The organism is uncultured Bradyrhizobium sp. (assembly GCF_936928535.1).
Lineage (GTDB): Bacteria > Pseudomonadota > Alphaproteobacteria > Rhizobiales > Xanthobacteraceae > Bradyrhizobium.
In genome coordinates, this window is record NZ_CAKZHY010000095.1 from 212,484 (window position 1) to 236,920 (window position 24,437).

The window sequence follows — 24,437 nt, forward strand, 5'->3', positions numbered from 1 at the left end:
GCGCCATTTTTGGCGTCGGAAGCGTGGTAGCAGTTCGCCTAATATTTGGATATGCTATGATCCCTATACTCATTATTGCGATTGGCAATGAAGCGCCAGGATTACGCCGAGACCAACCTGCTCGACCCGCGCCTGCTCCGGCTCTTTGACGCATTGTTCTCGACGGGCAGCGTCACCAAAGCAGCCGCGAAGCTCGGTCAAAGTCAGCCGACCATTTCGATTTGGCTGGCGCGCCTGCGAAAGGAACTGGACGATCCGCTCTTCATCCGGTCGGCAGAGGGAATGCTGCCGACGCCGCGCGCCGAGGCCCTCATCGGCACGGCGAGGCAGGCGTTGGAGATGCTGCGTCGCCTGGCGGAGCTTCGCACCGACTTTGATCCGACGACCGCAAAGCGCCGTTTTGCCATTTGCATGACAGATGGAAGCCACGTCACGCTGCTTCCGTCCATTCTGGGCCACGTCCGTCGCGTGGCCCCTGGCGTTCGTATCGAGGCCATGCAGATCGGCGCCGATACCCCGCGAATGCTGCAGTCAGGCGAAGCCGATCTGGCACTCGGCTACATCTCGGACCTCGACGCCGGGCACTTCCAGCAGGCACTGTTTCCGCAGGATTGGGTCTGCTTGGCGAACGCAAATCACGCCCGGATACGCGACCGCATCACTACAAGGGATTTTAGGCGTGAGGCGCACGTCGTCATTCGCTCCGGCACCGGACATCAATTGCTCGCGGACGCTCTCAACGAGCAGCGAATGGTCATTGATGTTGCGCTCGAGCTGCCGGGCTTCTTGGGGTTACCCGCAATCGTCGGGACAACTGACCTGATCGCCACCCTTCCTCGGCACATCGGCGAAACGCTGGCTCACTACTATGGGCTGCGCGTGCTCGACAGCCCACTGGCAATCGCGGGGTTCACGGTGAAGCAATATTGGCACGCCCGTTTCCATCACGACCCCGCCAGCCAATGGTTGCGTGGTCTCTGCGCAGAGCTTTTTCAACAGCAGGAAGTGCGGGGTCTACATCGTTCCAGTCGGCCAAAGAAGCGACGGCCACGCCATTTGCAGTCGTAATGGAGACGAGCAAGAGGATCTACGCGCCGTACCGAAGGGGCGAAGATGTCGAAACAAAGCAGAAGTCGCGCAGAATTCTGGCCGCGAGGCCATGAATCGAAAAACGTCGCACGAGACCGATTTTGTTCTCGGCGACTTCGCCGCGAATGGCTTGGAAACCAAGGGCTTTAAATGGTGGGCGCACCAGGGCTCGAACCTGGGACCCGCTGATTAAGAGTCAGCCCTGGACTGATAAAAATCAATGACTTGCTGGTCGCACCACTGGGCTTATCCGACCGAATACGGGCATTGGTCGCACGATCATCGTACTTCGCTGCACAGCCTGTTACTCCGAACTATCCGTCCGACCGAAAGTACGTGATCCGAGATCCGTCGCATCGCACCCCTGTCCTCCGAAGGTAAAGGTCACACGTTCGAATCGTGTCGGGTGCGCCAGTTTCCCTTACTTTACAGTGCGATACATGCACTTGCGGTGAGCTCGAGGCCGGCGCCTCGTTCGAGTGAGTAAGCAATACGCTGAAACTCGCAGAGTGCCGATTGGCCTTTATGTCACGACTGAGGTTCCGTTAGGCCGATACAACGAGTCTCAGCCTCAAGCATGCGCGGGGAAGCTGAGCGCTGGATCTCAATGTCCATATGCGTGCGAGCATGCTCTGCCCGATGCTGGCAAGGTTGCATAGCTAACATCACAATGTATAACAGCGCTCGGGTGCTCGCCGCATTGAGCGGCGACAGGTAAAGCGATGGTCGGGCCGCCACGCGGAAAGCGTGTGCCCTATGAACGACCGCCCTTCGTTCGACGAACTGCCGAAAGCCCAGCGGCTAGCGGAACAGGCCTTCGGCACCCTTCATCGGTTCCTGCACGTCGAAGCTGTCAGCGGCGCCGTGCTTCTTGCTGCTGCCACCGCTGCCCTGATTTGGGCTAACTCTCCCTTCGCCCATAGCTATCACGCCTTCTGGAACCTGCCGCTTACGATGGGCTTCGGGGAATACGTCTTTTCCCGATCGGTGCATTTCTGGGTCAACGACGCGCTGATGACCGTCTTCTTCCTCGTTGTGGGCATGGAAATTCGGCGCGAGATTCATGAGGGCGCCCTCAGCAAGCTCGACCAAGCCGTTCTGCCGTTGATCGCTGCGATGGGCGGCGTTATCGTTCCTGCGCTCATCTATCTCAGCCTCAACAGCGATCCGGCTCGAGGGCAGGGCTGGGCCGTGCCGACCGCGACCGACATCGCATTTGCCGTCGGGGTCCTTGCGCTGCTCGGACGCAAGATCCCGGCCAATGTGCGAGTCTTCCTGCTTGCTCTGGCGATTATCGACGACATCATTGCGGTTCTGATCATCGCCTTTTTCTACACCGCCGGTCTTCAGCTTGGCGGCTTCGTTATCGCCTCGATCGGCGTTCTCGCGGCCTTGGGGTTTCAGCGGATCGGGATCGGTTCTGCACCCCTTTACGTGCTGCCCGGTTCTTTGGTTTGGATTGGGTTCATGGTGGCGGGGATCCATCCGACCCTTGCGGGTGTCGTGCTCGGGTTGATAACTCCGGCGCGCGCCATACCGATGCGGGAGCCGCCACTGGAGATGGTCTCGCGCGTGCTCACGCAGTTGCGAAGCAGCGATGCGGTGAAGACAGGGGATCCGCACCGGTTGGAGCAACCGCTGCGAGATCTTCGTGTCGCGCATCGCGAGATATTGCCTCCGGTGTCGCGGGTACAGATGGCGATGCACCCGTGGGTGGCTTACGGCATCATGCCGATCTTCGCGTTGGCCAATGCAGGCGTCAGCTTGACAAGCACTGATCTCTCCGTTGCAGGCGGGCTGGTCATGTTAGGCGCCGCGCTTGCGCTGGTCGCGGGGAAACCTCTTGGCGTGGTCGGAGCGACCTGGGTTGCGGTACGGCTGGGCTGGTGTCGCCTTGCTCCCGGAGTTTCGTGGGGTGGCGTCTGCCTGGTCGGCCTTCTGGCCGGGATCGGTTTTACCATGTCGATCTTCATCACGATGCTCGCCTTCTCCGATCAGGAATTACTGAGGGCGGCGAAGTTGGGCGTGCTCCTTGGTTCGCTTGTCGCTGCCTCGCTGGGCCTTGGCTGGGGCGTCGTCTACGTTCGTCGCCAGTGAAGGCGGCTCACATGGCTTTCAAAGCTCCGCACGCATCCTTCGTATCATTCGCCCTTGAGATTCTCCCTTCCGGGATTTCCCAAGTGATGATCATCGAAACTGGCTTGCACCTGAATCCGAAGCATCCCTCCTACAATCAATCGGCCGTAGAAACTCTCATCTCGGCCGCGCAGGACTATGTTAGCGCCAATGTAGACGGCCCTGCCTTTATTCGGTTGGTTTCGACCCAGAACGGCGAAATCTGACGTCTGGTCGGCGACGGCAAAACGTCCTTTTGCGACTTCGCCCGATATTCGCCTTTTCGCCGCTGGTGGAGGTGGGCGCATATCGGAGTTTGTTGGCGTCGCGTGAGGAAGCGCGCATGATCACCGATCGTCGATCTTTATGAGATTCCTATATTTTCGGTAGCCTTCCGCTATCGATTTTAAATATCCGCGCACCACTTTTTCTTGAATACACCTGTCTGACCAAGGCTCGAGTGGCATGGGAGCCGAAAAACGTGACCGATTTCGAGTCGAATATACAATCGAACAGCGCCCGGCCGACCGACACCGATCTGCTGGCATCGGCGTGGATGCGCTACCTCGCTTCAATCGTGATGACGGCAATTGCGACGGCTGTGGCGATCATCGTAGACCGTCAGGTGCTTATACCGAACCTGTCCCTGGTATTCGTCGTACCGGTAATTATCGCCGGCGTTTGGCTCGGCTTGGGCCCTTCGCTGTGTTCCGCGGTCGTAGGGGCCACAGCCTACAATTTCTTTCTCACGGAACCCCGCTATTCGCTGACTGTCGATGATCCGTCAAATATCTGGGCAATCGGGCTGTTGTTCCTGGTCGGCCTCATAACGAGTGGTGTTGCATTTACTTCTGCCCGAAGAGCGGTCGAAGCGGCAAGATCACAAAGACAGTTGGCTCTGTTGCAGAGCTACAGCCGCGATGTCTTGACGGCCGACAACGTAGACACGATCCTCTCGATCACGTGTAAGGCTCTGGCAACGATCTTTCACGCTCCCGCGGTTGTGATGATGATCAGGCAAGGTAGCGTGGTTTCCATCATACGAACAGGTGTGCTCGCCCCCCACAAGGAAGAATTGGAAGCGGCGCTCTTGTGCCTTGAGGATGGATCTGTCGTACGTAGCGGCGTCTATCCGAACCTGACCTCGCGATTTGACTACTGGCCAGTGCAGAGGGGCCAACGTCAAAGCGCAGTTATTGGTGTCGCGTTCGATAGGGATGAACGTCCCTTGAGGCCGGATGCACCAGTTGAGATCGTGGCGAGTGTTTTGGCACTGGCGCTCGATCGTCTGCAAGGTTGGGACGAGGATATCCCACGTTAGACGGGTATTGCCTGCTTCGTCACGAAGTCGATCACGTGACACTCATTCAAGAATGTCGAACTCTGATCGAAGGTCTTCGTCACGTTGATCCCACTCTAGGCATCCAGCACCTCTTCTACGCTCTCGAATATATCTTCCGCGGTTCCTTCAATTGCACCATCCGCCCAAGCCTGGAAAGCCCTGGCGTAAACCAGCTTTTCCGCGTTCGGATTAGCTGCTGACGTTGGCTCATCCGCGCTCTCGCTCAAGACGAGAGCTCTGGCTTCGATCGCTATCGCGGTAATGGCCGCTACGCGACCTTCGTGCTCGTCCAAAACATTTCTAATAGCACTCATACGGCCGCTCCTTTCCGCCCGCCTCGAAACATCTAACAGGATGCTAAAGGTCGCTGTCGCATTCCATACCATGCTGAGGACATGCTGCCGCCGAGCCCTCTTAGAGGGGACTGCACCATCTCTCACATTAGGCAGGCTCGCAGGCTTCACATAACTGGCAATCGTGGCTGGATCAGGTATCGTATCTTTCTTTGGGCTGCTCTCTTTTGCACATGAGACAGAGCGAGCGCACGACCTGCTTTCCATTGATTGCCAACCGCTCATGTACATGCGGCGTTTTAAGCGTGCAGAATACGCAATGGCTTTGTGGAACCTGCAGCACGGATTGATTTGATTCGTTCATAAGCCCCTCCCCCAATCCGCAATATTCCTTACTGGTTCGGCATGGAGCAATCGCTAAAGCGAACCGAAGCCCCCAGTGGGTACGGCATCGTACAGGGTTTGTGGCTAGCATTCCCGCATGCGGCCGCAGCACCGCCAGCTATCCACCCTTACCTGGCGCATTCTTGCGGGCGATCGCAATCGCAATCAGGCCGAACATGACGAGACGCGGCAGGTAATAGATGGGCTCGGCCGTATCGGAGACCCGAACCGCACTCAACACAAGACGCGCTAGCGCATCGATCGCGAATGCCGCCGCAAACAACAAAAAGAGAGAATCCCGCGTACGGCGCCAGAACTTAGCGAAGAACCCAGCAACCGCAAGCGATGCCATCACTGCGGCGCCAGCCAGAATGTCCGCGACGTGCTCCATCTCTAGTCCTCCCAGATCAGGCCGTACAGAAGAACCAGCGTCGACAGCAGCGCGATGCTCGTCCTGAGGATCGAGAGGTCGGTCGCAGGGAACACCAGCTTGTCCATCCAGAGCGCCACATTGTTCAACACAAGCCCGGCAAAGCAGATCGAACTCCATAACAACAGGCGGGAGCCCGTTGCGCGATATGCGCGAATGAGTAGCCACGCACACAAAGCGCTGGTGATCGCACAGAGACTGTAGATCGCCGCGGCCATGGACGACTTAGTCCTTCCGAAACTTGAAGGCGTCCGAGAACGCCCGGATGCCGCGCGGCTTCGAATGGATGAGATTGGTGATGGTAATCAGCTGGCGCGCGTAGGCTTTCGCCAGAGCGTCCACCGTTGCTCCGTCGTTAGATGTCGGAGCGTAGTGATAAAGCTGATTCTGCCGCCTCAAGAAGCCGGCGCTGGCAAGTCCGGCGAGAGCAGCGCCCATTTCGGCGGGTGGTGCGTACAGGCGTTTTGCAACGGCGATCGCGTCCCATTCCTCGGCCGGCCGCTCGCGCAAGAACAGAAGGGCTTCCAGCTGAGCCACCGTATCGATATGCCGCAGAATCAAGTCGCGGACCTCCTCGGATAGCAGCTCTTCGGACATCGACGATCTCGGACGGCAGGTGCGGCAGAGTGGTGATGCCAAGCATAAAATTCAGAGCAGCACCGAAGCAGCCGGCTCTACATCCCACGTCTCGACGAATCCAACAATGCCTGCAAGGCCAACGACCCCGACCCATCGCCGACACGATTGTACGCTAGCGTACTGACGCGTTCCAGAAAAGGCGACCGTAGTACAGCAATTGTGGCTGCCTCTCCCGCATTCTTCATACTTTAGTTGGTCGTGAGGAACTTCGAGATTTAAGGTCCGGATGCGACAACATGCAGCGTCGGGGCAAAACTTGTGTCTCCATGAAACTGCCAATACGCTCGGATAGAGCTCGAGGACGTTGATACCCATGCACGACAACCGAAAGAACGGACGGTGGTAGAGGTTCGGAACAAGCTGCTTCGCCTGATTCCGGCTGAGGAGCTCGCCAGCATTGTCGGCGTTTGCGAGCGCATTCAGCTCCGCCGCCATCAGGTCCTCCATCATTACAGGCTGCCGATGGAGTACGTCTATTTCGTCGAAAGCGGACTCGTCTCCGTGGCCGCTCGCGTCGATCACGACAAATTCGTCGAGGTCTGGCTGATTGGGTCGGAAGGCTTGGTTGGCGCGCCAGTCCTGCTTGCAGCCAAGTCTGTGCCTCTGCACCGCAGGACCGTTCAGGTGGACGGGGAGGCGCTGCGAATCAAAACCAGCGACTTCTCCAAGATTCTCGAGGATCTCCCGCATTTGCGCTCAGTCGTAGAGCGATATCTCGCTGCAGTCCTCGTACAGACCTCGCAGTCAGGAGCTTGCAATTCCTATCACGATCTCAGACAGAGACTTGTCCGCTGGCTGCTCGTCGCTCGCAGCTCGCTAGGCACGGATAACATGCCGCTCACGCACGTGATGTTGGCGGAACTGTTGGGGGTGCGGCGCGCCAGCGTGACGCAGTGCCTTGAAGTCCTGCAGAAGGAAGGAACACTTTCGACCAGACGAGGCTGCATAACAGTTGAAGACGCCGTCGGACTGTCGAAGCTTAGCTGCGACTGTTTCAGCTTGATCGAATACGAGTATCACCGACATCTGCTTTTAGCCGAACATGCCTCGCATCGGGACACGGATGCCACAATCACGTCTACATCTGCCCCGATCCTTCCGAGAGCGAGCGCGCGCGCGCCGCGCCGAACTTCTGGTTAAACTCCCCGACAAGCTCGGAATCTCTGCTTCACCACCAATAACAACGATCACAAGATCGTCGAGAAGCGCCGCAGTTGATCGGCGCCCGACTCCTGCGAGGCGACAATGCAATCACGCCGTCGGACAAACCTGAACGTTCTCGTACCGTGCTTCATCACCTTGGCCATCATGTGCGGCCTGGTGGCCTACTCGCCGGAATTGTATCGAGCGTTCTGCGGCGCAACCGGTTACGGAGGAACAACGCAAAGAGCCTACAGCGATCCCGCAACCACGTCACAGAAAACTGTGACGGTTACCTTCGATAGCAACGTATCGCCCGGCCTGCCGTGGCGGTTCGAGCCGGAACAGCGCTCCGTGACCGTTCACCTCGGCGAACAGAAGCTCGTGTTCTTCAGCGCCGAGAACCTGAGCGATCAGGCAACGGTGGGACACGCGACCTTCAATGTCACACCACCAACGAGCGGCATCTACTTCAACAAGATTCAGTGCTTCTGCTTCAACGAGGAGCGTCTCGATCCACATCAGAAGGTCGATATGCCCGTCGTATTCTATGTCGATCCGGCCTTTTCGAAAGACTCTGACATGGATCACGTTGATACGATCACACTAAGCTACACGTTCGGCCGCTCGGCAAGTCCGTCGCAAGCAAAGGACCTCGCACGCTTTCTTGCCGATGCTGCACCGGACACGATCCACGGCCGCGAGCTCTTCGCCCAGCGGTGTACAGCGTGCCACGCGTTGGATCGCAACAAGATCGGACCGATGCTCGGAGGGGTGGTCGGACGCACCGCCGGCTCGGTTGCCGGCTACAATTATTCAGGAGCGCTGCGGAGCGCTGGCCTTATCTGGTCGGCGGACAAACTCGACGAATGGCTGGCCGATCCCAAGAAGGCGGTGCCTGGAGCGCGCATGCCGGTTCGCGTGCTCGATGCTCCCTCTCGTCACGATATTATCGCCTACCTGCAGAAGGTCGGCGTATCCGACCAGGCAAATGGGAAGACACGAACAGCCGAACCGGAGTACTAGGGAGGGGCCGACATGATCCCTATGATGCATCATGCTGAAATCCCTTCGAACCGGATTTCCTGACGATGGCTCATCAAGTAAGCGTCGGACATGGCGGACTCATAGGTGGCTATACCCGCCTTATGCAGCGCATCGGTGCTGACCGGCTGTTCGGTAGTCCTGCCGCGCGATACGTTATTCTTGCGCTTGCCGCCATTGCTCTCGTAATTGCCGCGCTTACGCTTCTCGCATCGGTCATGGTCGAGGACTGGTCGCAGCGCGACATCGACCTTCGTTCGCGCCTTGTCTTTCGATCGATCCGAGACCAGGTGGCGACGTCGATGACGGCTAGACACGAGATCGATATCGTTCCCGTGTTCGAGCGAATTACCGAGGATGAACGCATTCTGGGGCTTGGCTTCTGCACCGAGCAGGGGCAATTGCGCTACGCAACCAAGGCGTTTCCGAAGGCGGTCACCTGTGAGAGCGTCAAGCGGGACAAGTCTGGCGCCTTCGCGACTGTTACGGCTTCCGGACAACGAATCCACATCAGCTCTTTTCCAGTCTCGGAGGGCTCTGCGACGGGCCATCTCCTGGTGCTGCATGATCTGGCGTTCATCGAGAGGCGCACAAGCGAGGCGCGACTCTATACCGTGCTCGCGCTCGTCGGGGTAACGATAGGCTTGGGCCTTCTAGGGACAGCAATCGTACTGGCACTGATGCGTGCCTGGAGCCGTTCGATCCGCGGCGCACTCGTCGAGGTGCAACAGGGTGGCGCTACCGGGGCGCCGCAACGAAGCAACTTTCCTCTCAATCGCGAGGTCCACGCCGCGCTTTCCGAGTTGCGCATGGAGCGGCGCTTTGCGAACGGCATTCACATCGAGTGGTCGCCCAAGACGCTGCACCGCGTGCTGGTCGAAGAGCTACCGCGAGCTCAAGTCATTGTCGTTTCCAATCGCGAACCCTACATCCATAACCATTCCGACAACGGCATCGCCTTGCAGATCCCGGCGAGCGGCCTGGTCGCCGCGCTGGAGCCGGTGATGCGAGCCTGTGGAGGCACATGGATAGCGCATGGCTCGGGTTCAGCCGATCGAGACACCGTCGATGCTACTGACAGAGTGCGCGTGCCTCCTGCAGATCCTGCTTATTTGCTCCGTAGGGTATGGCTCTCGGAACAGGAGCAAAACGGATATTACTACGGCCTCGCCAACGAGGGGCTCTGGCCCCTCTGCCATATCGCATTCGTCCGCCCGATTTTTCGAGAGGAGGATTGGGCGCAATACCGCAGAGTAAACGAGCGCTTTGCTGATGTGGTCGTTCAAGAGGCGAGTTGCGATGATCCCGTCGTACTTGTGCAGGACTACCACTTCGCGCTACTGCCCAGGATGATCCGCGACCGATTGCCTAAAGCGACGATCATCACGTTTTGGCATATCCCCTGGCCGAACGCCGAAACCTTCGGAATCTGTCCCTGGCGCCGGGAGATCATCGACGGCTTGCTGGGAAGCAGCATTCTCGGCTTCCACACGCAATTCCATTGCAACAATTTCATCGAGGCGGCGGATCGGTTCATGGAGAGCCGCATCGACCGGGAGCGTGCATCCATCACATTCGGCGGTCAGGAAACGCTGATCAGGCCCTATCCGATCTCAATAGAGTGGCCACCGGCGGCGCTTGCCGAACAAGCTCCGGTACGCGAATGCCGTGATGCGGTCCGACGGCGATTCGATCTGCCGTCCGACATGCGGATTGCTGTCGGTATTGAGCGCTTCGACTATACCAAGGGCATCCTGGATCGCATTCGCGCGGTTGATGACCTCCTGACGCGACATCCTGAATGGGTCGGACGTTTCGTTTTCATTCAAGCGGCCGCACCGACGCGCAGCAAGCTAGGCCCCTACAGCGCCTTACAGGCGGAGGCCGAGCAACTCGTCGCGAAGGTCAATGCGCGGCACGGCCGCGATGGCTTTGAGACGGTTCGCCTCGTGGTTCGTCATCACGAACCCACCGAGGTCTTCGAACTCTTCAGAGGCTCCGATATGTGCATCGTCTCCAGCCTCCACGACGGTATGAACCTCGTTGCCAAGGAGTTCGTCGCCGCGCGCGACGACGAACAGGGGGTGTTGATCCTGTCAAGCTTCGCCGGTGCCTCGCGCGAACTGTCTGAGGCGCTGATCGTCAACCCTTACGACACACACGGAATGGCGGAGGCGTTCCTGCAAGCGCTGCGCATGTCGGTTGCGGAACAGCGTGACCGCATGCACCTGATGCGTGAAATCGTGCGAGAGCGCAACGTCTATCGATGGGCAGCCCAGATGCTGCTGGATGCAGCCCGCCTCCGACAGCGCCAGCACTTCACATCAGCGAACGCAACTGAAAGCGACCGGATCTCGCCGCTACCCCTAACAGCGTCCGGCGAGCGCAAAACAGCTTAATGCAAGCTTCTGCATCGCCATCGAAATCAAGGACCGCCGCGTTTTGAATGAGCCAGTGGCACCCTCCACGCAGACGATCAGTCCTCGTAGCTGTCGATCACCGCGTCAGCGATAACACGTTTTGTGACGATACCGACGATGTCAACCACGCGGGGACGTGAGGCACCACGGAACACGATTGCCGCGCCCGCGCGGTGGCGCTTCAACCTTGCAAACACCAGGCTCAAAAGGTCCTGGTCCCGGCATATTACCAGCCGCCTTTCGGCAAATGACTCAACCAGAAGCCCGGGATTGGTTTGCGATTCAACCCACAGGCCAGAACGTGGCGGAATGAGGCCGATGATCCGACCGGACCGCTCGACCACAATGGCACGGGCGTCATCGACGTCCTCCGCGGCCATGGCCTCTTTCAGCGTCGTGCCTGCTTTGGCAACAATGAAGCGGCGTTCCATGATGTCCTCGGCCTGCTTCACCAGGTAGAGATTGATATGCCGTTCCTTCGGAATGCGGTGACCGCGGTGACGCAGCTTCACTGTGTAGATCGTCTCGTTGACGAGTGCGCGTCTCACGCCTGCGGCCAGCGCAACCGCGACGATCACCGGAACAATGATCGCATAGTCGCGCGTCATCTCGAACACCATGACGATGGCAGTCATGACACCACCCGTGCCCGCACCGACGATCGCAGCCATCCCGACGATAGCCGCCGAGGATGGCGTCAGTCCTGAATGGGGGAGAATGGAGCTGCTCGCCGCAGCAAAAGCTGCGCCCAATGTGGCGCCAAGGTAGAGCGAAGGTGAGAAGATCCCGCCCGAAGCCCCACAGCCGAGGCTCACAGTCGTGGCAATTAGCTTTAGGATAAACAGCAGCGCAAGCAGCCCTGCGGTCGTCATCTTGTGGTCGAGAATATCTTGGATCACCGAATAGCCGACGCCATCGACGTAAGAATGACCAAAGGCATGAGTGAGAACCACCATCATCAGACCGATGATCGACATGCCGATGATGTTCTGGATGTACTCGTTGCCGGACAGCTTCGGAAAGCCGTCCTCCATGAAAACGAGCAGGCGAATAAATGCCCACGCGGCCGCGCCACAAAGCAGGCCCAGCAAAATGAAGGCTATCGCTTCCTGCACGTTGAATGACGCAACCATGTTGAACTGGATGTCCGGAACCGTAAAGGCCGGGTCCGGACCGATCAATATTCGGCCGATCGTCGTGGCAGCACCCGTGGCCACAACCACGGGAAGAAACGTCCGGTTCGAGACTTCGGGCAGGAGAATTTCGAGGGCGAACAGCACGCCGCCGAGCGGCGTGTTGAATGTTGCGGCAATGCCGGCGCCGGCACCTGCGGAGAGAAGCGTGATCTTTTGCCGGGTCGAGAGCCCGATGAATTGGGCAAAGGCCGACCCGAGCGCCGAACCGATCTGAATGATGGGGCCCTCCCGTCCGACGGCGGCGCCGCTGCCGATCGATACGGCCGAAGCCAACGCCTTGATCAGGGCGACCGTGCCGCGGATATTGCCACGCTTGTAGAATATTGCGTCCATGACCTCGGGCACTCCATGGCCTTTCGCTTCGGGCGCGAAGCGCCTGACGAGAAAAACGACAATGAGGCCGCCGATCACGGGCGAGAGCAGCAAGAGGCTGCCAAAACGGCTCGGCCCCTCGCTGACGTTCGCGTTGTAAACGAAGCTGAGCGCCCCACTGTAAAATAGATTGTGCACGAAGGCGATCAACGCGCGAAAGGCAACGGCGCCGAGCCCGGTCATGACGCCGATCACCAGGGCTAGACCGCAGAGTACGAGCAGGCTGACCCTTCGCTCTTCGGCGAGCGGCTTGGGGATCGTGCCGATCAATGCTTTGTTTTCGCTGGACGTCAGGGCTGCGGACATCTGGTTACCAAGATCGATACAGAAACGGATACGTCATGGAATGAACGCCTTGCGCTGCTGGAACGGTTCCGGTTGAGTGCCGCCGCAAGACGTCACATCAAGCGGAAGGGCACTATCTGCGAGCTTCCATTTGGGCATCATTAGGCGGCCGACGTCAATCGGTCGAGCGAGGGCCAGCTGTAATCGGGAAGCTCCAGTTCGTCCGCGATATCTCGTCCGATTGCGAGCCTCGCGATGCCAGGTATGGAAAACGTTCTGGCCACGAGATTGCGAAAGAGCATTCCCGAGCGTGTCTTCGGCGCGAGCGCGCCGGCAAAGCGCTCGGCCGCCTGTTGCTTTTTCTGGATATAGCTCATCAGCCGCGCCTCACATCTGGCAAACGCTTCCCGATGTCGTCCACCAGCTGCGGCGAGTTCGCCCGCCAATACGTAGGCTGATATCATCGCGAGCGCCGAACCCTGGCCGGCCAGAAGCGAGACGCAGAAGGCGGCATCGCCGATCAGCATCACCCGACCTTGCGACCAGCTCGGCATTCTGATCTGGCTCACGCTGTCGAAGTACAGTTCGCCGGTTGGCTCCAGCTCCGTGAGCATTTGATCGCATTCCCAACCGTCGCGGCCATAGACTTCACGCAAAACCGCCTTTTGTGCACCCGGCACATCCGGCAGTGTCGCATCTCCTGTAGCGAACACCAGCAGAAACAATGTACGATCGTCGCGCAGCGTGAAGCGGCCGACCATGCGGCCAGGCTGGCCATAGATCAAATAGACATCCTCCTCGCGGGGACGATAACCGCGAGCCTCAAAAGCCGCGACGACATAGCCTAGATTTCGTACGAACCGCGCCTCGGGTCCAAAAGCCAGCTTCCGGACAACTGAATGCAGCCCATCGGCACCGACGAGGAGATCGAACCGACGCTGGCCACCATGTTTCAGTTCGACTTTGACGCAATCTGGTTGCTCCTCCACGGCAACGATCTCGTCGTCGAAAATAGTTTCGATCCGGCCAGCGATCCTGTTGAACAAGAGACGCGAAAGATCGCTGCGCTGGAGCGTGACGAAGCGCCCGTTCGTCAATTCGGCAAACACCCGGGTGCCGAAGCCGGCCAAACGACAACCGTCGTCATCGACGATGCGCAGCTCCTGCGCGCGATAGCCGACGCTGTTGATCTCCGGAAGGAGTCCCATGCGCTCGGCGATCGTGTAGCCAAGCCCCCAGAAGTCGATAACGTAACCGCCACTACGCAAGGCCGGTGCGCGTTCGACGAGCGTGGGCTCAAACCCCGCCGCTTTGAGCCAAAAAGCAAGCGTCGGCCCGGCGATGCCCGCGCCCGAGATCAGGACTGTCGTCACATTCTCTCCTTAACACCGACCTTGATCAACCACCAGTTCACCGGATAGCTGGTCAGAAAGCCGGCCATCATGGCAATCTGCATCATGAACCAGAACTCCGGCATTGAAGCATCAAGCTTCTGCCCCAGGAGCTTTCGAAATAGGACGAATTGCGCAATCGCCATGAAGCCGTACATGCCGACTTGCCATGCCGTGAGCGAGAGCGCATCTGCCTTCAGTGCTTGCCGAATTCCCTCTCCAGGCGACAACTGTCGCATCGGTTTAATCGTAAAGTACTGAAAGGCGACGCCCAGCACGAAAGCGAAGATGTAATCTACGATCCAGATCGCAAACATCTTCTCCGAAAACAAGCTATGCCATCCAGCCCAGACGGCAATCACCGGAAACGCCAGAGCGAGACCCTCGGCGATAATGTCCCCTAACGTACATCCGGCTCCGCAATGCATTGCGCCTTTGGCGACCATGACCGGATACGGCGTCGAGTTCTTGCTCGATTTATCGCTCGATGTCTTGACGTCGCATGCCGCAAGTCGTCCGAAGCGGAAATAGAACCACAGCGTTGGTACGGTACCGAACAGACCGTTGACTGGCCAAACGACGTTCATGATCCACATGTGCTGCGGATAACGAGTGAGGTCAATCGCAATGACGACCGCACAGACAATTCCGAGTGAAAGAAAAGCCAGCGCTAGGTTGTGAAGCCAGACCGATATCATAGTGACTCCCGGGTTCAAGACAAAGAACGCTCGGAAGCATGCGATAGTTCGGCTGCAGCTGGTGCCATAGTGGCAGCAGCTAGTCACAAGTTACGCTTGCAGTAGGCCAAGGGTGTCATGCACACTTGGATGACCGCCACCCTCTCTCCATGGCGCGCGACGGGGCCACGCGCGAAGCATTATCATCTGATTTCCACGCCGCGCGCCCGTCAGGCACAAACTTCAACGCAACTGAGGCTTAACGCGGAGAGCGCGTTTCAATGAAATCCAGCATTCAGGGATGTTCCGGGGCGCGCGATGCGAGCGGCCTATCGCAGGCCACTCCGCGGCCGACGAAGCTCTTGGAGACTGGGAGACCCGACGAATAGGGCTGTACATAATCTCCACATCACGAGATCAAGAGTGCATGCCCCTAAGCTCAGGTGGTCAGCAGCACGGTGAAGCGGATACGTACGGCAACGTACACTTGTTCGGTGCGATCTACCGCTGTCATCCGTCGTGGCTCATGTATGTAATGATTCCAGGTGGCCAGGAGGGCTCGTCGGATGCTGATTCGGATTGGTAAGTCTTTGGTCGTGGCTGTCGCACCGGCAATCATTGCCTTCTTGAGCACTCATCAGCGCGCAGCGGCGATCTGTTCATTCCTCTCGTCCCTTTTTTGGGAGCTCTCGCTCTTTGGTCCGCCCGCCCCGGCTGTCGTCAGATCGGCTCCGAGGCCGCCACTATCCACGGACCCCACGCTTTCGACCGTTGACAGAAACGGTTGATATAGGCGAACCGCGCTTCAATGTCCCCCGACCCGCTCGCTGTCCGCCGTGCGTTCGATGACTGCCCACCACAAAAATGACCACCGCACGGCGTTCATATCTCGGTAGCCGAGGTTGCGGAGCTTCTAGTGCGACGAAGTTGGAAGAGCCTCCCCCAGAAGCGGTTAATGCCCTTCTCCTCTGTTGGATGCCTTATTCTCGAACCGGAGCGCTGGCCGGACCAACGCAAGAAGGAGCCACTCCCAAGGAGTGGCTCAAGTTGGGGAGGAAACGCTCCTTCGGAACTGCTGACTTCCGGCTTGATCTTCAAATCGCGGAGATGTCCAGCTTCGAGCCATCGACCAGACGCGACAACCGGAACGGCGTGGGATCGACGCAAGGCGTGTCGTTCACGACGAGCTCTGCGGCCAGATAGCCGAGCCCCGGGCCCAGACCGAAGCCGTGACCCGAGCAGCCAGCCGCGAGCACGAGCCCTTTCACCCCATCCACCTGCGACACCACGGGCACTGCGTCCGGCGTGCAGTCGACGAAGCCGCCCCAGGCGCTATCGATCTTTATTTCGCCGAGTTGGGGGAAGGTTTTCCGGACACTCTCTACCACTTGGCTCACCAGCCATTTCAAGGGCGGAGGATCAAGCACGCGATTCTGTTCGAATATCCGATCGTCGTTGGTCAGCAGCGCCGCCATTGAATCCGGCCCCGAAACGAACGATTGGCCGACGCCAATCCTGACGTTCTTCAGGCGGCGCAAGAACTGCGGCATGAATTCCCGGCTGTATCGGATCGCCTGGGGCGTGATTTCCAGGTTCGCCTTGCCGCTGATCGCAAGCGTGTAGCTGCCATCCAGTCGGCGCGTGATCGTGCAGTAGGGCGTGGAGACCGCCTCGCCAATGTTGATCGTCGGGGTAGAACGCAGCGCGGTCTGCCGAATGCTCGCTTGGGGGAAACTGATCCCGAGCGGCCGAAGGAAGCGCGAGGACCAGGCTCCGGCGGCGCACAGCACCGCGCTGGTTCTGATGTAGCCCTTCTCCGTCTGCACGCCTGCAATCCTGCCATTGGCCAAGTCGAGCCCCCGCGCGGCGCATCCTTGGTGGATCGTGGCACCCAGCACTCTGGCCGCATCGGCGATCGCCGGCCCGGCGAGCGCAGGTTCGGCCTTGCCGTCCCGCTCCGAATAGGTCCCACCGACCCATTTGTCGCGCGCTTCGGGGACGCGCTCGGCGACCTCCGCCCGGCTCAGCACGCGCGTGTCGACGTCGTACTCCCTGGCGACCTCGCGCCACCTTTCCCAGCCGGCGAGCACAGCCTCGTCGTGGGTCGCATAGACGAGACCGCAGCGTCGAAAGCCGAGGTCCCGATTGATATCGCGCGTGAGCTCGTCCCACAGCCGCATCGAGAGCACCGAGAGCGGCAGTTCGCGCCGGTCGCGGTTCTGCTGGCGGCACCAACCCCAGTTTCGGCTCGATTGTTCACAAGCGACGTGGCCTTTCTCGAGCAGCGCCACGGAGAGGCCGCGCTTCGCCAAGTAATAGGCGGCCGTAGAGCCGAGAATGCCGCCACCGACGACGACGACGTCCGCCTCGGCCGGAAGACGCTCATCGCTGTGAATGCGCGCGACATGGGGCGACATTTTCCGACGAACCTCGGTTGCCAAGAATGCGGAAGCAAAATTCCGATCAGCCCTTCATCGCATCGTGCGCGCGATACAATGTGCTGAAATCGTCTAGAACTTCGCAAGATGTTCGGGTTTTTGACCGCCTGAGCGATACGAGCTGCGCAGGCGCGATCGAGTATGGTAGGAAGAACAGTGTAAGAGATTCATCTCAAACGCGATGCCGCAGGTTTTCGGAGCCGATATTGAGCTATCAGTTGAATCCGAGAATTGCCTTCGTCTCGAGATACTCCTCCATGCCCTCGATGCCATATTCCCGGCCGTTGCCGGAACGCTTGTAGCCGCCGAAAGGTGCGTTGGGGTCCCAGTCGGGATGGTTGAGATGCACTTGACCCGACTGGATCTGCCTGGCGACGGTCCGCACCATCTCCATATCGGTGCCCTGCACATGGGCGCCGAGGCCGTAGACGGTGTCGTTGGCGATCGCGATCGCCTCGTCCACGGTGTCGTAGGGAATGATCGACAGCACCGGGCCGAAGATCTCCTCCCGTGCGATCCTCATGTTGCGATGAACGTTCGAGAAGACCGTCGGGCGTGCATAGAAGCCGATCCGCAGGTGATCCGGCCGACCTCGCCCGCCGATGACGAGCTTGGCGCCTTCCTCCAGGCCGACACCGATCATGGTCTGCACGCGCTCGAACTGTGGCCGGTTCGCAATCGGACCGTGAGTTACGTTTTCCGCAAGGGGATCGCCGACCACCAGTTCTGAAGCGGTCGCCGCTGCTAGGCGCTCGACCTCTTCCATCTGCGGACGGTGCACGAGCATGCGTGTCGGTGCGCTGCAGGATTGGCCGAGATTGCGGAAAGCGGCGCCGACACCGAGCGGAACAGCACGGCTGAGATCGGCGACCGGCAAGATGATATTCGGCGACTTGCCGCCGAGCTCCTGGGCAACGCGCTTGACGGTGGGCGCCGCCGCTTGCGCGACGAGAACGCCGGCCCGCATCGAACCGGTGATCGAGATCATGTCGACCTCTGGATGCGACGCCAGGCCGGCGCCCACGATCGGGCCTGTCCCATTGACGAGGTTGAACACGCCGGGCGGGCAACCGGCATCGTCCATCAGCTCGGCGAACAGCAAGGCGCTCAGCGGCGACAATTCACTCGGCTTCAACACCACGGTGCAGCCGGCAGCGATCGCCGGCCCCACCTTGGCGGTGATCTGATAAAGTGGCCAGTTCCATGGCGTGATGAGGCCGCAGACGCCAATGGCCTCGTGCATGATCGCGGTGCTGCCGCGCGCGGCGATGAACGGATAATCCGCGAGATTGTCGCGGGCGACGCGGATATGTTCGGCGGCCAACGGCACCTGAGCGCGACGTGCGTAGGTGATGGCGACTCCCATCTCGCACGTGAGCGCCTGCGTGAACAGCTCCTGCCGCTCCAGCAGCAAGGCATGAATCCGGTCGAGCAGCACCGCCCTCTCAGCAGGCGGTGTCGTGGACCAGCGCGCGAAGGCTCGTCTGGCGGCCGCGATCGCGCAGTCCACATCATCGTCATCGCCGAGCGCGACGTCAGCGATCGGCTGCTCCGTCGCCGGATTGACGACGGTTGCTGCTGCCGTGACTGATCCGATCGGCTTCCGCCATTCTCCGTCAACGTAGAATCTTCCGAGGAAGCCGGCTTCCGTCAGGTGTCGAGGGGGCGAGATCATTGGAAGCGATCCTTGCGACGGCCTACCAGCCGCGCATCCGGGGCCATCGGGCGCGAATCGCGTCGCTGCCAGCGGAGACGACGTTGTACAACTCGTGTTGTGACGCCGTCGCACAGGCGTGATTTGGCAGGATCCTCACTTTCGCGCCGATCGAAAGATCCGGCAAAGCCTGCGCAGATCCGGATCTGATGGCGAGAATGCCATGCTCCTGGCTCGCCTGCGTAACGATCAGGTCGGGATAAATCTTGCCGGAGAGATCGCAGACGAGACCGTAACCCTGGTCGACCCGCTGCGCCGAGGTGCCGCGGTCGCGCGACAGCGCCATCCACCCCGCATCGACCACAATCCAGCCCTTTTCCGGCTTCGTGCCGATGACCGTGGCGACCACGGAGATCGCGATGTCGTCGGTCGTGCAGACACCGACGCCATGCATGACCAGATCGAAGAACATGTAGACGCCGGCCCGCATTTCCGTGAGGCCGGTCAGATCTTCGGTGAAATGTGCAGTCGGCGTCGAGCCGACGCTCACGATGGGACATTCGTGGCCCGCCGCCCGCAATGTCGATGCGGCGGCGACTGCCACGGCGCGTTCGTTCTCCGCAGCCGCGACAAGGGCTGCCGGCATGCTGAGGCTGTAGGATTCGCCGGCATGGGTGAGAACGCCGGCCAGCTTGACGCCGGCCTCGGCAAGGGCCGCCGCGACGGCCAGAAGCTTGGGATCGGTCGCGGTCAGCCCGCCCCGATGGCCGTCGCAGTCGATCTCGATGAAGGCAGACGGTGTCACACCGGCTGCGCGCCCTGCCGCGCCAAGCATGGCGGCCTGCTCAAGCGAGTCCAGCAGCACCTTGATGTCGATGCCTGCTTTCCGCAGGCGCATCGCCCTCGCGGCGGTGTGGGGTGCAAGTCCCACGGCATAGGTGATGTCCCGGAAGCCATGCTGCGCGAAGTACTCCGCCTTCGCCAAGGTTGAGACAGTGATTGGTCCCCCCGATGGATAGGCACGTCGAGCGACGTCAATGGATTTCGCAGTCTTCATATGGGGACGCAGCACGATGCCTTGCGCGGCCATACGAGAGGAGAGGCGCGCGAGATTGCGATCCAGCCGGTCCCTGTCGAGCAGGAGAGCCGGTGTTGCCAACGCGCCGAGCGTCGCAGCTGCCTTGTCCGAACCGGCGTCCGGGATATCCGTTCTGTCCATATCCACCCGCAGCATCCCGATGTCCCCTAGCCGAATGACTGGTTGGCGAGCCCAAACATGCGCGCAGGTCCCGTCCATGGAGCCGGCGTTCCCAGCACCATGGTGGTGGCATCGCTGATGCGCTGCAGGCCGATGCTTTCCAGCCATTCGCCGAGCCGCGAGGAGGCAGGCGTATCGATGCGGACGAAGACAGGCCCAAGCCGCGCGATCGCGAATTCGATCAGCGCACGCGCATCGGTCGGGCTCTCGGCCACCACGGGGCCGATGACATGTCCGCGGCCGAAAAGGCGTGAGATGGCGTAGCCGCAAATTAAGCCGTCACGCAGTAGGACATAACCGTCACCGCTATCGAACAGCCGATACAGCATCTGTCGTCGCTCCAGCCCTGTAGCGGCGCGGTCGAGCCGCGCGATCGCCTCGACCTCAGACGCGGCCATCGACCTGAGGAGACCCGATCGCGGCGTCTCGCGGGTTACACTTGGAATTCCCTGATGCTGGTGAATAATCCCGGTCGGTACGAAGCCGCGGCGGCGATACAGCGTGATCCCCTCGGCCGTCGAATTCAGCGCGATGGTCCGTGGGCGCGCGGACGCCAGCAAGGCATCCATGAGCCGGGCCCCATAACCCCGGCCCTGAGTGGCCTTCGCGACGATGATCATTCCCGCCGAAGCGTGCGTCTCGCCGTACGGCCACCAGGCTGCGGTCCCGATCACGGTCCCAGCGCGCTCCAGAACAAAGCCATGGCCCAGCTGCAGCGCGACGTCCCAATCCTCGATCCGGTAAGGCCAAGACATTTCTTGCGAGAGCTTCAGGGCGCCTTCCAGGTGCGATCCGGCGAAGGGAAGCAGGACCACGTCGTCATTGTCGCGATGCCCAACTGGATAAGCGGCGGCTGTCATGATCGGTCGACGTCTCTTGCTCGGGTTGCCGGACTACTCGCCACAGTGCAAGTGCGATCTGACGATCGTCGCACGTTCTGCAGCTTATCTTGAGGCCGACAGCATTGCGCAATCAGACTCGCGCAAAGTTCGGCATAGTATTTCATTGACGATGCGGCAGAACGACCAATCTGCCGTCAGCGGCTGGCGCGCCATAGCGCGATCCGGTCCCGCATCCGGTAGCCCTGAATGAAGGCGGGCATGAACCAGGGATTGCCGCGATAGAACGGGATGAAGGCCGGAGGGCGGAAGTCAAAGGCCGAGCGTGCCCGCTCCTCATGCCCCATGAGCTTGTGGGCTGCATGCATGCCGACCCACGGCGCCCAGACCACGCCCGAGCCGCAAAAGCCAGTGGCATAGACGATGCCGTCCTTCGCGAAGATGCGAGGAATCATGTCGCGGTTCATCGCGACATTGCCGAACCAGCTGTGCGAGAGGCGAACGCTCTCCAGTTCTGGAAACAGATTGACCACGCCGTTGCGGAGAAGCAGCTTCGGAGCGATGGGATCGCCGACGCGCGAGCTGTCGCGGCCACCGAGCAGAATGCGTTTGCAATCGGGCGAAGGCCGGTAATAAAAGCCGACCTCCCGGCTCTCGGTGATCATCATCCGCTTCGGCATCAGCCGCGCCATGACTTCGGGGGCCAGCTCCTCGGTTGCAATGATCCTGCTGCGGACCGGGACCAGCCTGCGACGCAGGAAGGGCACGGCGGCATCGGTGTAACCATTCGTGCAGACCAGCACTTGGCGTGCCTGCACCGAGCCCGCCGAAGTGACGACGCGGAATCCGGCGCCATCTCTTTCGATTGAAATCACGGGCGTCCGGGCGTGGATTGCCAATCCCGAAGCGAGCGCGGCCCTCAACAGCTCGGCGTGGAATTTCGCCGGGTGCAGCCCGCCGATGTCCATCCGAACCGTGCCGCCGCGATAGACACCCGTGCCGATGTACTTGCGCTGCTCGGCATAAGGAACTGCGTAAGCCTCGATCCCAAGCCTCTTCGCGAGCCTCTCCGCGGTCCGCGCCATGGATTCGTATTGTTCATATCCGAATGCGCCTTTGAACTGTCCCACCGGCTGGAAGTCGCAGGCAAGCCCTTCCGTCTTGATGAAATCGTACAGGAATTCGCGCGCGGCCTTGCCTTCACCCTCGATCGCCAGCGCCTTCTCCTCCCCGAAACGCCGCGTGAGCGTCGCGAAATCCGGTCGAATGGTTCCGCTGGTGATCCCGCCGTTGCGCGTAGAAGCTCCCTCCCCCGGATCCAGCGCATCAAACGCCGCAACGGAGCGTCCTTCGCGCGCCAGCACCAGACCGGCCGAAAGTCCGGCATAGCCGGCGCCCACGATCAGCACGTCGAGCTTCTTGGGCAGAGGTTGTTGAGGCAGCGGCTTGAGCGGTGAGGCTTCCCACCAGTAGGGCATCGCCTTTTCGTCAACTCTCGGCGCGTGCATGGCGGCTTCTTCTCGTATGTTCAGCAGTGTAGCTCGGCCCAAATATCAAATGTGATCGTTTCGAACGTCGAGGGCATCTCGCAAGCCATCGCCGATGAAATTGAAGCTCGTCACCGCGATTGTAATCGCAGCACCGGGAATGATGGCGAGCCATGGAGCGCTCGCCAGATATTGCTGGGCGCCGTTGAGCATGTTGCCCCAGCTCGGCAGCGGCGGCTGGATGCCGTAGCCGAGGAAGCTGATATAGGCTTCCAGAAGGATCGCGCGGGCGACCGCTAGGCTTGCCGCGACGATGATCGGGCCCATTGCATTCGGCAGGATCTCGCGGAACATGATATGCCGGCGGCTCAGCCCTACCATGCGTGCAGCCTGGACAAACTCGCGCTCGCGCAGCGAGCGGACCTCGGCCTCGACGATCCTGGCGGTCTCCATCCAGCTCGTCACCGCAATGATGACGGTGATCATGGCCGGACTCGGCCGCAGCGTCGCCGCCAGCGCCAGGACGAGGAAGATCGAGGGATAGGACAAGAAGCCGTCCACGGTGCGCATCAGCGCCGCCCCGACCCAGCCGCCGCGGTAGCCCGCCGTCACGCCGACCAGGGTGCCAATCAGCGTCGACAACAGCATCGCGGAGAATCCCACCAGCAGAGAGATGCGCCCGGCCATCAACAGCCGTGCGGCCAAGTCACGTCCGAGAGGGTCGGTGCCGAGATAGTGGTTACCGCTGAGAGGTGGAGCAAAGCGGGCGCGCAGATCGATGTGGAGGGAGTCGTAAGGCAAAGCATAGGGGCCGAGGACGCACGCCAGCACGAGCAGGGTGATCATCGCGATCCCAACGAGCGCCAGATGATGGCGCATGAAGCGGGACACTGCACGGCTGTGCCACCAGCGAGTTGGAGTAGCGTGCACGGCGATGACGGTCATATCTGCTGCCTCCTGTTATCAGGCATGAGTCCGCCGGCTCAGCCCAGGCGAATGCGCGGGTCGACGGTGGCGATGATGATGTCTGCGATCAGGTTGCCCAACACGACCAGGATGGCCGAGAAGATCAGCAGTCCCATCACGACCGGATAGTCGCTGTAACCGAGACTATCCAGAAACAGCCGCCCCATTCCGGGCCACGTAAAGACCGTCTCTGTGACCAATGCACCGGTCAGAATGCTGGGCAGCTGCATCCCTGCCAGCGTGATCATCGGCAGCAATGCATTGCCGACGACATGCTTCAGCAAAATGCGGCGCTCGCTGACGCCTTTGGCACGCGCCGTCTTGACGAAATCCTGACTCAACGCATCGAGCGTCGCCGTGCGCATGTAGCGGCTCCAGACCGCGACGTGAACGAGCGAGAGCACCAAGCTGGGCAAAATCAGGTGATGCAGATAGTCCAGCACCGAGCCGTCGCCGATCGTGTACATGTTGCCTGCGGGAACCCACCCGAGCTTCAGGGTGAAGATATAGATGCCGATCAGGCCGAACCAGAAAGTCGGGACCGACAGGGCGACCATGGCGCCGGCGGTCGCGCAGTAGTCAAACAGGGAGTAGCGGTGGGTGGCGCCGCGGATTCCGATCCAGGCACCGACCGCGATCGCAAATGCGGTGGACGTCCCCATAAGCAGTAGCGTCGCCAGCAGGTGTCGACCAATTATCGTCAGCACCGAAGAGCCGTCGCGGAACGAGTGTCCCCAATCGCCTTGAAGCAGCCGCCAGGCCCAATCGAGATACTGAATCCATAGCGGCCGGTTCAACCCGAGCTGCGCTGCGAGCCGCTCCACATCCTTCTGGGTCATGCCCGGATCGAGCCCGAACTGCGCGAGAGGACCGCCCGGCATGAGGTTGAGGACCGTGAAGCCAATGATCGAGACGATCACCAGCAGCACTATGCTCTGCGAGAGACGATTGAGCAGGAACCCGGACATTCGAGTCACC

General features: G+C 60.3%; 21 protein-coding genes and 1 tRNA gene. 7 read left to right on the top strand and 15 right to left on the bottom strand.

What is annotated here, in order from left to right; translation table 11 throughout:
* The first annotated feature begins 87 nt into the window (after positions 1 to 87).
* Positions 88 to 1,068, top strand: coding sequence for a LysR family transcriptional regulator (locus tag Q0687_RS18475; protein ID WP_298879403.1), 981 nt, complete (start codon positions 88 to 90; stop codon positions 1,066 to 1,068).
* A 172-nt stretch (positions 1,069 to 1,240) separates the two neighbouring features.
* On the opposite strand, the gene Q0687_RS18480 is transcribed toward Q0687_RS18475, so the two are convergent.
* Positions 1,241 to 1,345: transfer RNA gene (locus Q0687_RS18480), tRNA-Ser, on the bottom strand.
* Positions 1,346 to 1,845: 500 nt separating this feature from the next.
* Here Q0687_RS18480 and nhaA point away from each other — a divergent pair.
* From nhaA to Q0687_RS18495, 3 genes are all read left to right on the top strand, one after another.
* Positions 1,846 to 3,186 carry a Na+/H+ antiporter NhaA gene (gene nhaA / locus Q0687_RS18485; protein WP_298879405.1) on the top strand — a complete coding sequence of 447 codons (1,341 nt, stop codon included), beginning with the start codon at positions 1,846 to 1,848 and terminating at the stop codon, positions 3,184 to 3,186.
* A gap of 11 nt (positions 3,187 to 3,197) precedes the next feature.
* A complete protein-coding gene (locus tag Q0687_RS18490) occupies positions 3,198 to 3,431 on the top strand; it encodes a hypothetical protein (RefSeq protein WP_298879407.1) in 234 nt (77 codons plus the stop codon).
* 254 nt (positions 3,432 to 3,685) lie between these two features.
* Positions 3,686 to 4,525: a DUF4118 domain-containing protein gene (locus tag Q0687_RS18495; protein ID WP_298879409.1), complete on the top strand. Its 840-nt coding sequence runs from the start codon at positions 3,686 to 3,688 to the stop codon at positions 4,523 to 4,525.
* A gap of 95 nt (positions 4,526 to 4,620) precedes the next feature.
* On the opposite strand, the gene Q0687_RS18500 is transcribed toward Q0687_RS18495, so the two are convergent.
* The 4 genes from Q0687_RS18500 to Q0687_RS18515 form a co-directional block, all read right to left on the bottom strand.
* Positions 4,621 to 4,860 carry a hypothetical protein gene (locus Q0687_RS18500; protein WP_298879411.1) on the bottom strand — a complete coding sequence of 80 codons (240 nt, stop codon included), beginning with the start codon at positions 4,858 to 4,860 and terminating at the stop codon, positions 4,621 to 4,623.
* Between the two features lie 481 nt (positions 4,861 to 5,341).
* Complete coding sequence (locus tag Q0687_RS18505; protein ID WP_298879414.1) at positions 5,342 to 5,614, bottom strand: DUF5985 family protein; 273 nt, start codon at positions 5,612 to 5,614, stop codon at positions 5,342 to 5,344.
* 2 nt (positions 5,615 to 5,616) lie between these two features.
* Complete coding sequence (locus Q0687_RS18510; RefSeq protein ID WP_298879417.1) at positions 5,617 to 5,871, bottom strand: DUF5985 family protein; 255 nt, start codon at positions 5,869 to 5,871, stop codon at positions 5,617 to 5,619.
* Between the two features lie 7 nt (positions 5,872 to 5,878).
* The gene (locus Q0687_RS18515) at positions 5,879 to 6,250 is read right to left on the bottom strand and encodes a hypothetical protein (protein WP_298879419.1); all 372 of its coding nucleotides are present in this window, start codon (positions 6,248 to 6,250) and stop codon (positions 5,879 to 5,881) included.
* 381 nt (positions 6,251 to 6,631) lie between these two features.
* Here Q0687_RS18515 and Q0687_RS18520 point away from each other — a divergent pair, with 381 nt between their 5' ends.
* From Q0687_RS18520 to Q0687_RS18530, 3 genes are all read left to right on the top strand, one after another.
* Positions 6,632 to 7,432, top strand: a complete 801-nt coding sequence (locus Q0687_RS18520; protein ID WP_298879422.1) for a Crp/Fnr family transcriptional regulator — start codon at positions 6,632 to 6,634, stop codon at positions 7,430 to 7,432.
* A 105-nt stretch (positions 7,433 to 7,537) separates the two neighbouring features.
* Positions 7,538 to 8,458 (top strand): cytochrome c oxidase assembly protein, encoded by a 921-nt coding sequence (locus Q0687_RS18525; RefSeq protein ID WP_298879425.1) that lies wholly within the window; start codon positions 7,538 to 7,540, stop codon positions 8,456 to 8,458.
* A 65-nt stretch (positions 8,459 to 8,523) separates the two neighbouring features.
* Complete coding sequence (locus Q0687_RS18530; protein ID WP_298879427.1) at positions 8,524 to 10,875, top strand: trehalose-6-phosphate synthase; 2,352 nt, start codon at positions 8,524 to 8,526, stop codon at positions 10,873 to 10,875.
* Positions 10,876 to 10,952: 77 nt separating this feature from the next.
* Here Q0687_RS18530 and Q0687_RS18535 read toward each other — a convergent pair whose 3' ends face one another.
* The 10 genes from Q0687_RS18535 to Q0687_RS18580 form a co-directional block, all read right to left on the bottom strand.
* Positions 10,953 to 12,770 (bottom strand): chloride channel protein, encoded by a 1,818-nt coding sequence (locus tag Q0687_RS18535; RefSeq protein WP_298879430.1) that lies wholly within the window; start codon positions 12,768 to 12,770, stop codon positions 10,953 to 10,955.
* A gap of 140 nt (positions 12,771 to 12,910) precedes the next feature.
* Positions 12,911 to 14,122 carry an FAD-binding domain gene (locus tag Q0687_RS18540; protein WP_298879432.1) on the bottom strand — a complete coding sequence of 404 codons (1,212 nt, stop codon included), beginning with the start codon at positions 14,120 to 14,122 and terminating at the stop codon, positions 12,911 to 12,913.
* Positions 14,119 to 14,838: a DUF4396 domain-containing protein gene (locus tag Q0687_RS18545; protein ID WP_298879435.1), complete on the bottom strand. Its 720-nt coding sequence runs from the start codon at positions 14,836 to 14,838 to the stop codon at positions 14,119 to 14,121. The genes Q0687_RS18540 and Q0687_RS18545 overlap by 4 nt, the downstream gene beginning before the upstream one ends.
* Before the next feature lie 1,073 nt (positions 14,839 to 15,911).
* Positions 15,912 to 17,234, bottom strand: coding sequence for an FAD-binding oxidoreductase (locus Q0687_RS18550; protein ID WP_298879438.1), 1,323 nt, complete (start codon positions 17,232 to 17,234; stop codon positions 15,912 to 15,914).
* Positions 17,235 to 17,469: 235 nt separating this feature from the next.
* Positions 17,470 to 18,930: an aldehyde dehydrogenase family protein gene (locus tag Q0687_RS18555; protein WP_298879441.1), complete on the bottom strand. Its 1,461-nt coding sequence runs from the start codon at positions 18,928 to 18,930 to the stop codon at positions 17,470 to 17,472.
* A gap of 22 nt (positions 18,931 to 18,952) precedes the next feature.
* Positions 18,953 to 20,143 (bottom strand): alanine racemase, encoded by a 1,191-nt coding sequence (locus tag Q0687_RS18560; RefSeq protein WP_298879444.1) that lies wholly within the window; start codon positions 20,141 to 20,143, stop codon positions 18,953 to 18,955.
* A gap of 11 nt (positions 20,144 to 20,154) precedes the next feature.
* Positions 20,155 to 21,027: a GNAT family N-acetyltransferase gene (locus tag Q0687_RS18565; RefSeq protein WP_298879445.1), complete on the bottom strand. Its 873-nt coding sequence runs from the start codon at positions 21,025 to 21,027 to the stop codon at positions 20,155 to 20,157.
* A 176-nt stretch (positions 21,028 to 21,203) separates the two neighbouring features.
* On the bottom strand, positions 21,204 to 22,514 hold the full coding sequence (locus tag Q0687_RS18570) for an FAD-binding oxidoreductase (protein ID WP_298879449.1): 1,311 nt from the start codon (positions 22,512 to 22,514) through the stop codon (positions 21,204 to 21,206).
* 45 nt (positions 22,515 to 22,559) lie between these two features.
* On the bottom strand, positions 22,560 to 23,438 hold the full coding sequence (locus tag Q0687_RS18575) for an ABC transporter permease (protein WP_298879451.1): 879 nt from the start codon (positions 23,436 to 23,438) through the stop codon (positions 22,560 to 22,562).
* A gap of 38 nt (positions 23,439 to 23,476) precedes the next feature.
* Entirely contained in the window at positions 23,477 to 24,427 is a 951-nt protein-coding gene (locus Q0687_RS18580) for an ABC transporter permease (protein ID WP_298879454.1), read from the bottom strand.
* Between the last annotated feature and the right edge of the window lie 10 nt (positions 24,428 to 24,437).

Bases quoted from the DNA above. Each gene is read 5' to 3' on its own strand.
- Q0687_RS18475 (WP_298879403.1), top strand. From the start codon at position 88: ATGAAGCGCCAGGATTACGCCGAGACCAACCTGCTCGACCCGCGCCTG.
- Q0687_RS18500 (WP_298879411.1), bottom strand. From the start codon at position 4,860: ATGAGTGCTATTAGAAATGTTTTGGACGAGCACGAAGGTCGCGTAGCG.
- Q0687_RS18525 (WP_298879425.1), top strand. From the start codon at position 7,538: ATGCAATCACGCCGTCGGACAAACCTGAACGTTCTCGTACCGTGCTTC.
- Q0687_RS18560 (WP_298879444.1), bottom strand. From the start codon at position 20,143: ATGCTGCGGGTGGATATGGACAGAACGGATATCCCGGACGCCGGTTCG.
- Q0687_RS18490 (WP_298879407.1), top strand. From the start codon at position 3,198: ATGGCTTTCAAAGCTCCGCACGCATCCTTCGTATCATTCGCCCTTGAG.
- nhaA (WP_298879405.1), top strand. From the start codon at position 1,846: ATGAACGACCGCCCTTCGTTCGACGAACTGCCGAAAGCCCAGCGGCTA.
- Q0687_RS18535 (WP_298879430.1), bottom strand. From the start codon at position 12,770: ATGTCCGCAGCCCTGACGTCCAGCGAAAACAAAGCATTGATCGGCACG.
- Q0687_RS18545 (WP_298879435.1), bottom strand. From the start codon at position 14,838: ATGATATCGGTCTGGCTTCACAACCTAGCGCTGGCTTTTCTTTCACTC.
- Q0687_RS18530 (WP_298879427.1), top strand. From the start codon at position 8,524: ATGGCTCATCAAGTAAGCGTCGGACATGGCGGACTCATAGGTGGCTAT.
- Q0687_RS18580 (WP_298879454.1), bottom strand. From the start codon at position 24,427: ATGTCCGGGTTCCTGCTCAATCGTCTCTCGCAGAGCATAGTGCTGCTG.
- Q0687_RS18555 (WP_298879441.1), bottom strand. From the start codon at position 18,930: ATGATCTCGCCCCCTCGACACCTGACGGAAGCCGGCTTCCTCGGAAGA.
- Q0687_RS18505 (WP_298879414.1), bottom strand. From the start codon at position 5,614: ATGGAGCACGTCGCGGACATTCTGGCTGGCGCCGCAGTGATGGCATCG.
- Q0687_RS18515 (WP_298879419.1), bottom strand. From the start codon at position 6,250: ATGTCCGAAGAGCTGCTATCCGAGGAGGTCCGCGACTTGATTCTGCGG.
- Q0687_RS18570 (WP_298879449.1), bottom strand. From the start codon at position 22,514: ATGCACGCGCCGAGAGTTGACGAAAAGGCGATGCCCTACTGGTGGGAA.
- Q0687_RS18510 (WP_298879417.1), bottom strand. From the start codon at position 5,871: ATGGCCGCGGCGATCTACAGTCTCTGTGCGATCACCAGCGCTTTGTGT.
- Q0687_RS18575 (WP_298879451.1), bottom strand. From the start codon at position 23,438: ATGACCGTCATCGCCGTGCACGCTACTCCAACTCGCTGGTGGCACAGC.
- Q0687_RS18550 (WP_298879438.1), bottom strand. From the start codon at position 17,234: ATGTCGCCCCATGTCGCGCGCATTCACAGCGATGAGCGTCTTCCGGCC.
- Q0687_RS18565 (WP_298879445.1), bottom strand. From the start codon at position 21,027: ATGACAGCCGCCGCTTATCCAGTTGGGCATCGCGACAATGACGACGTG.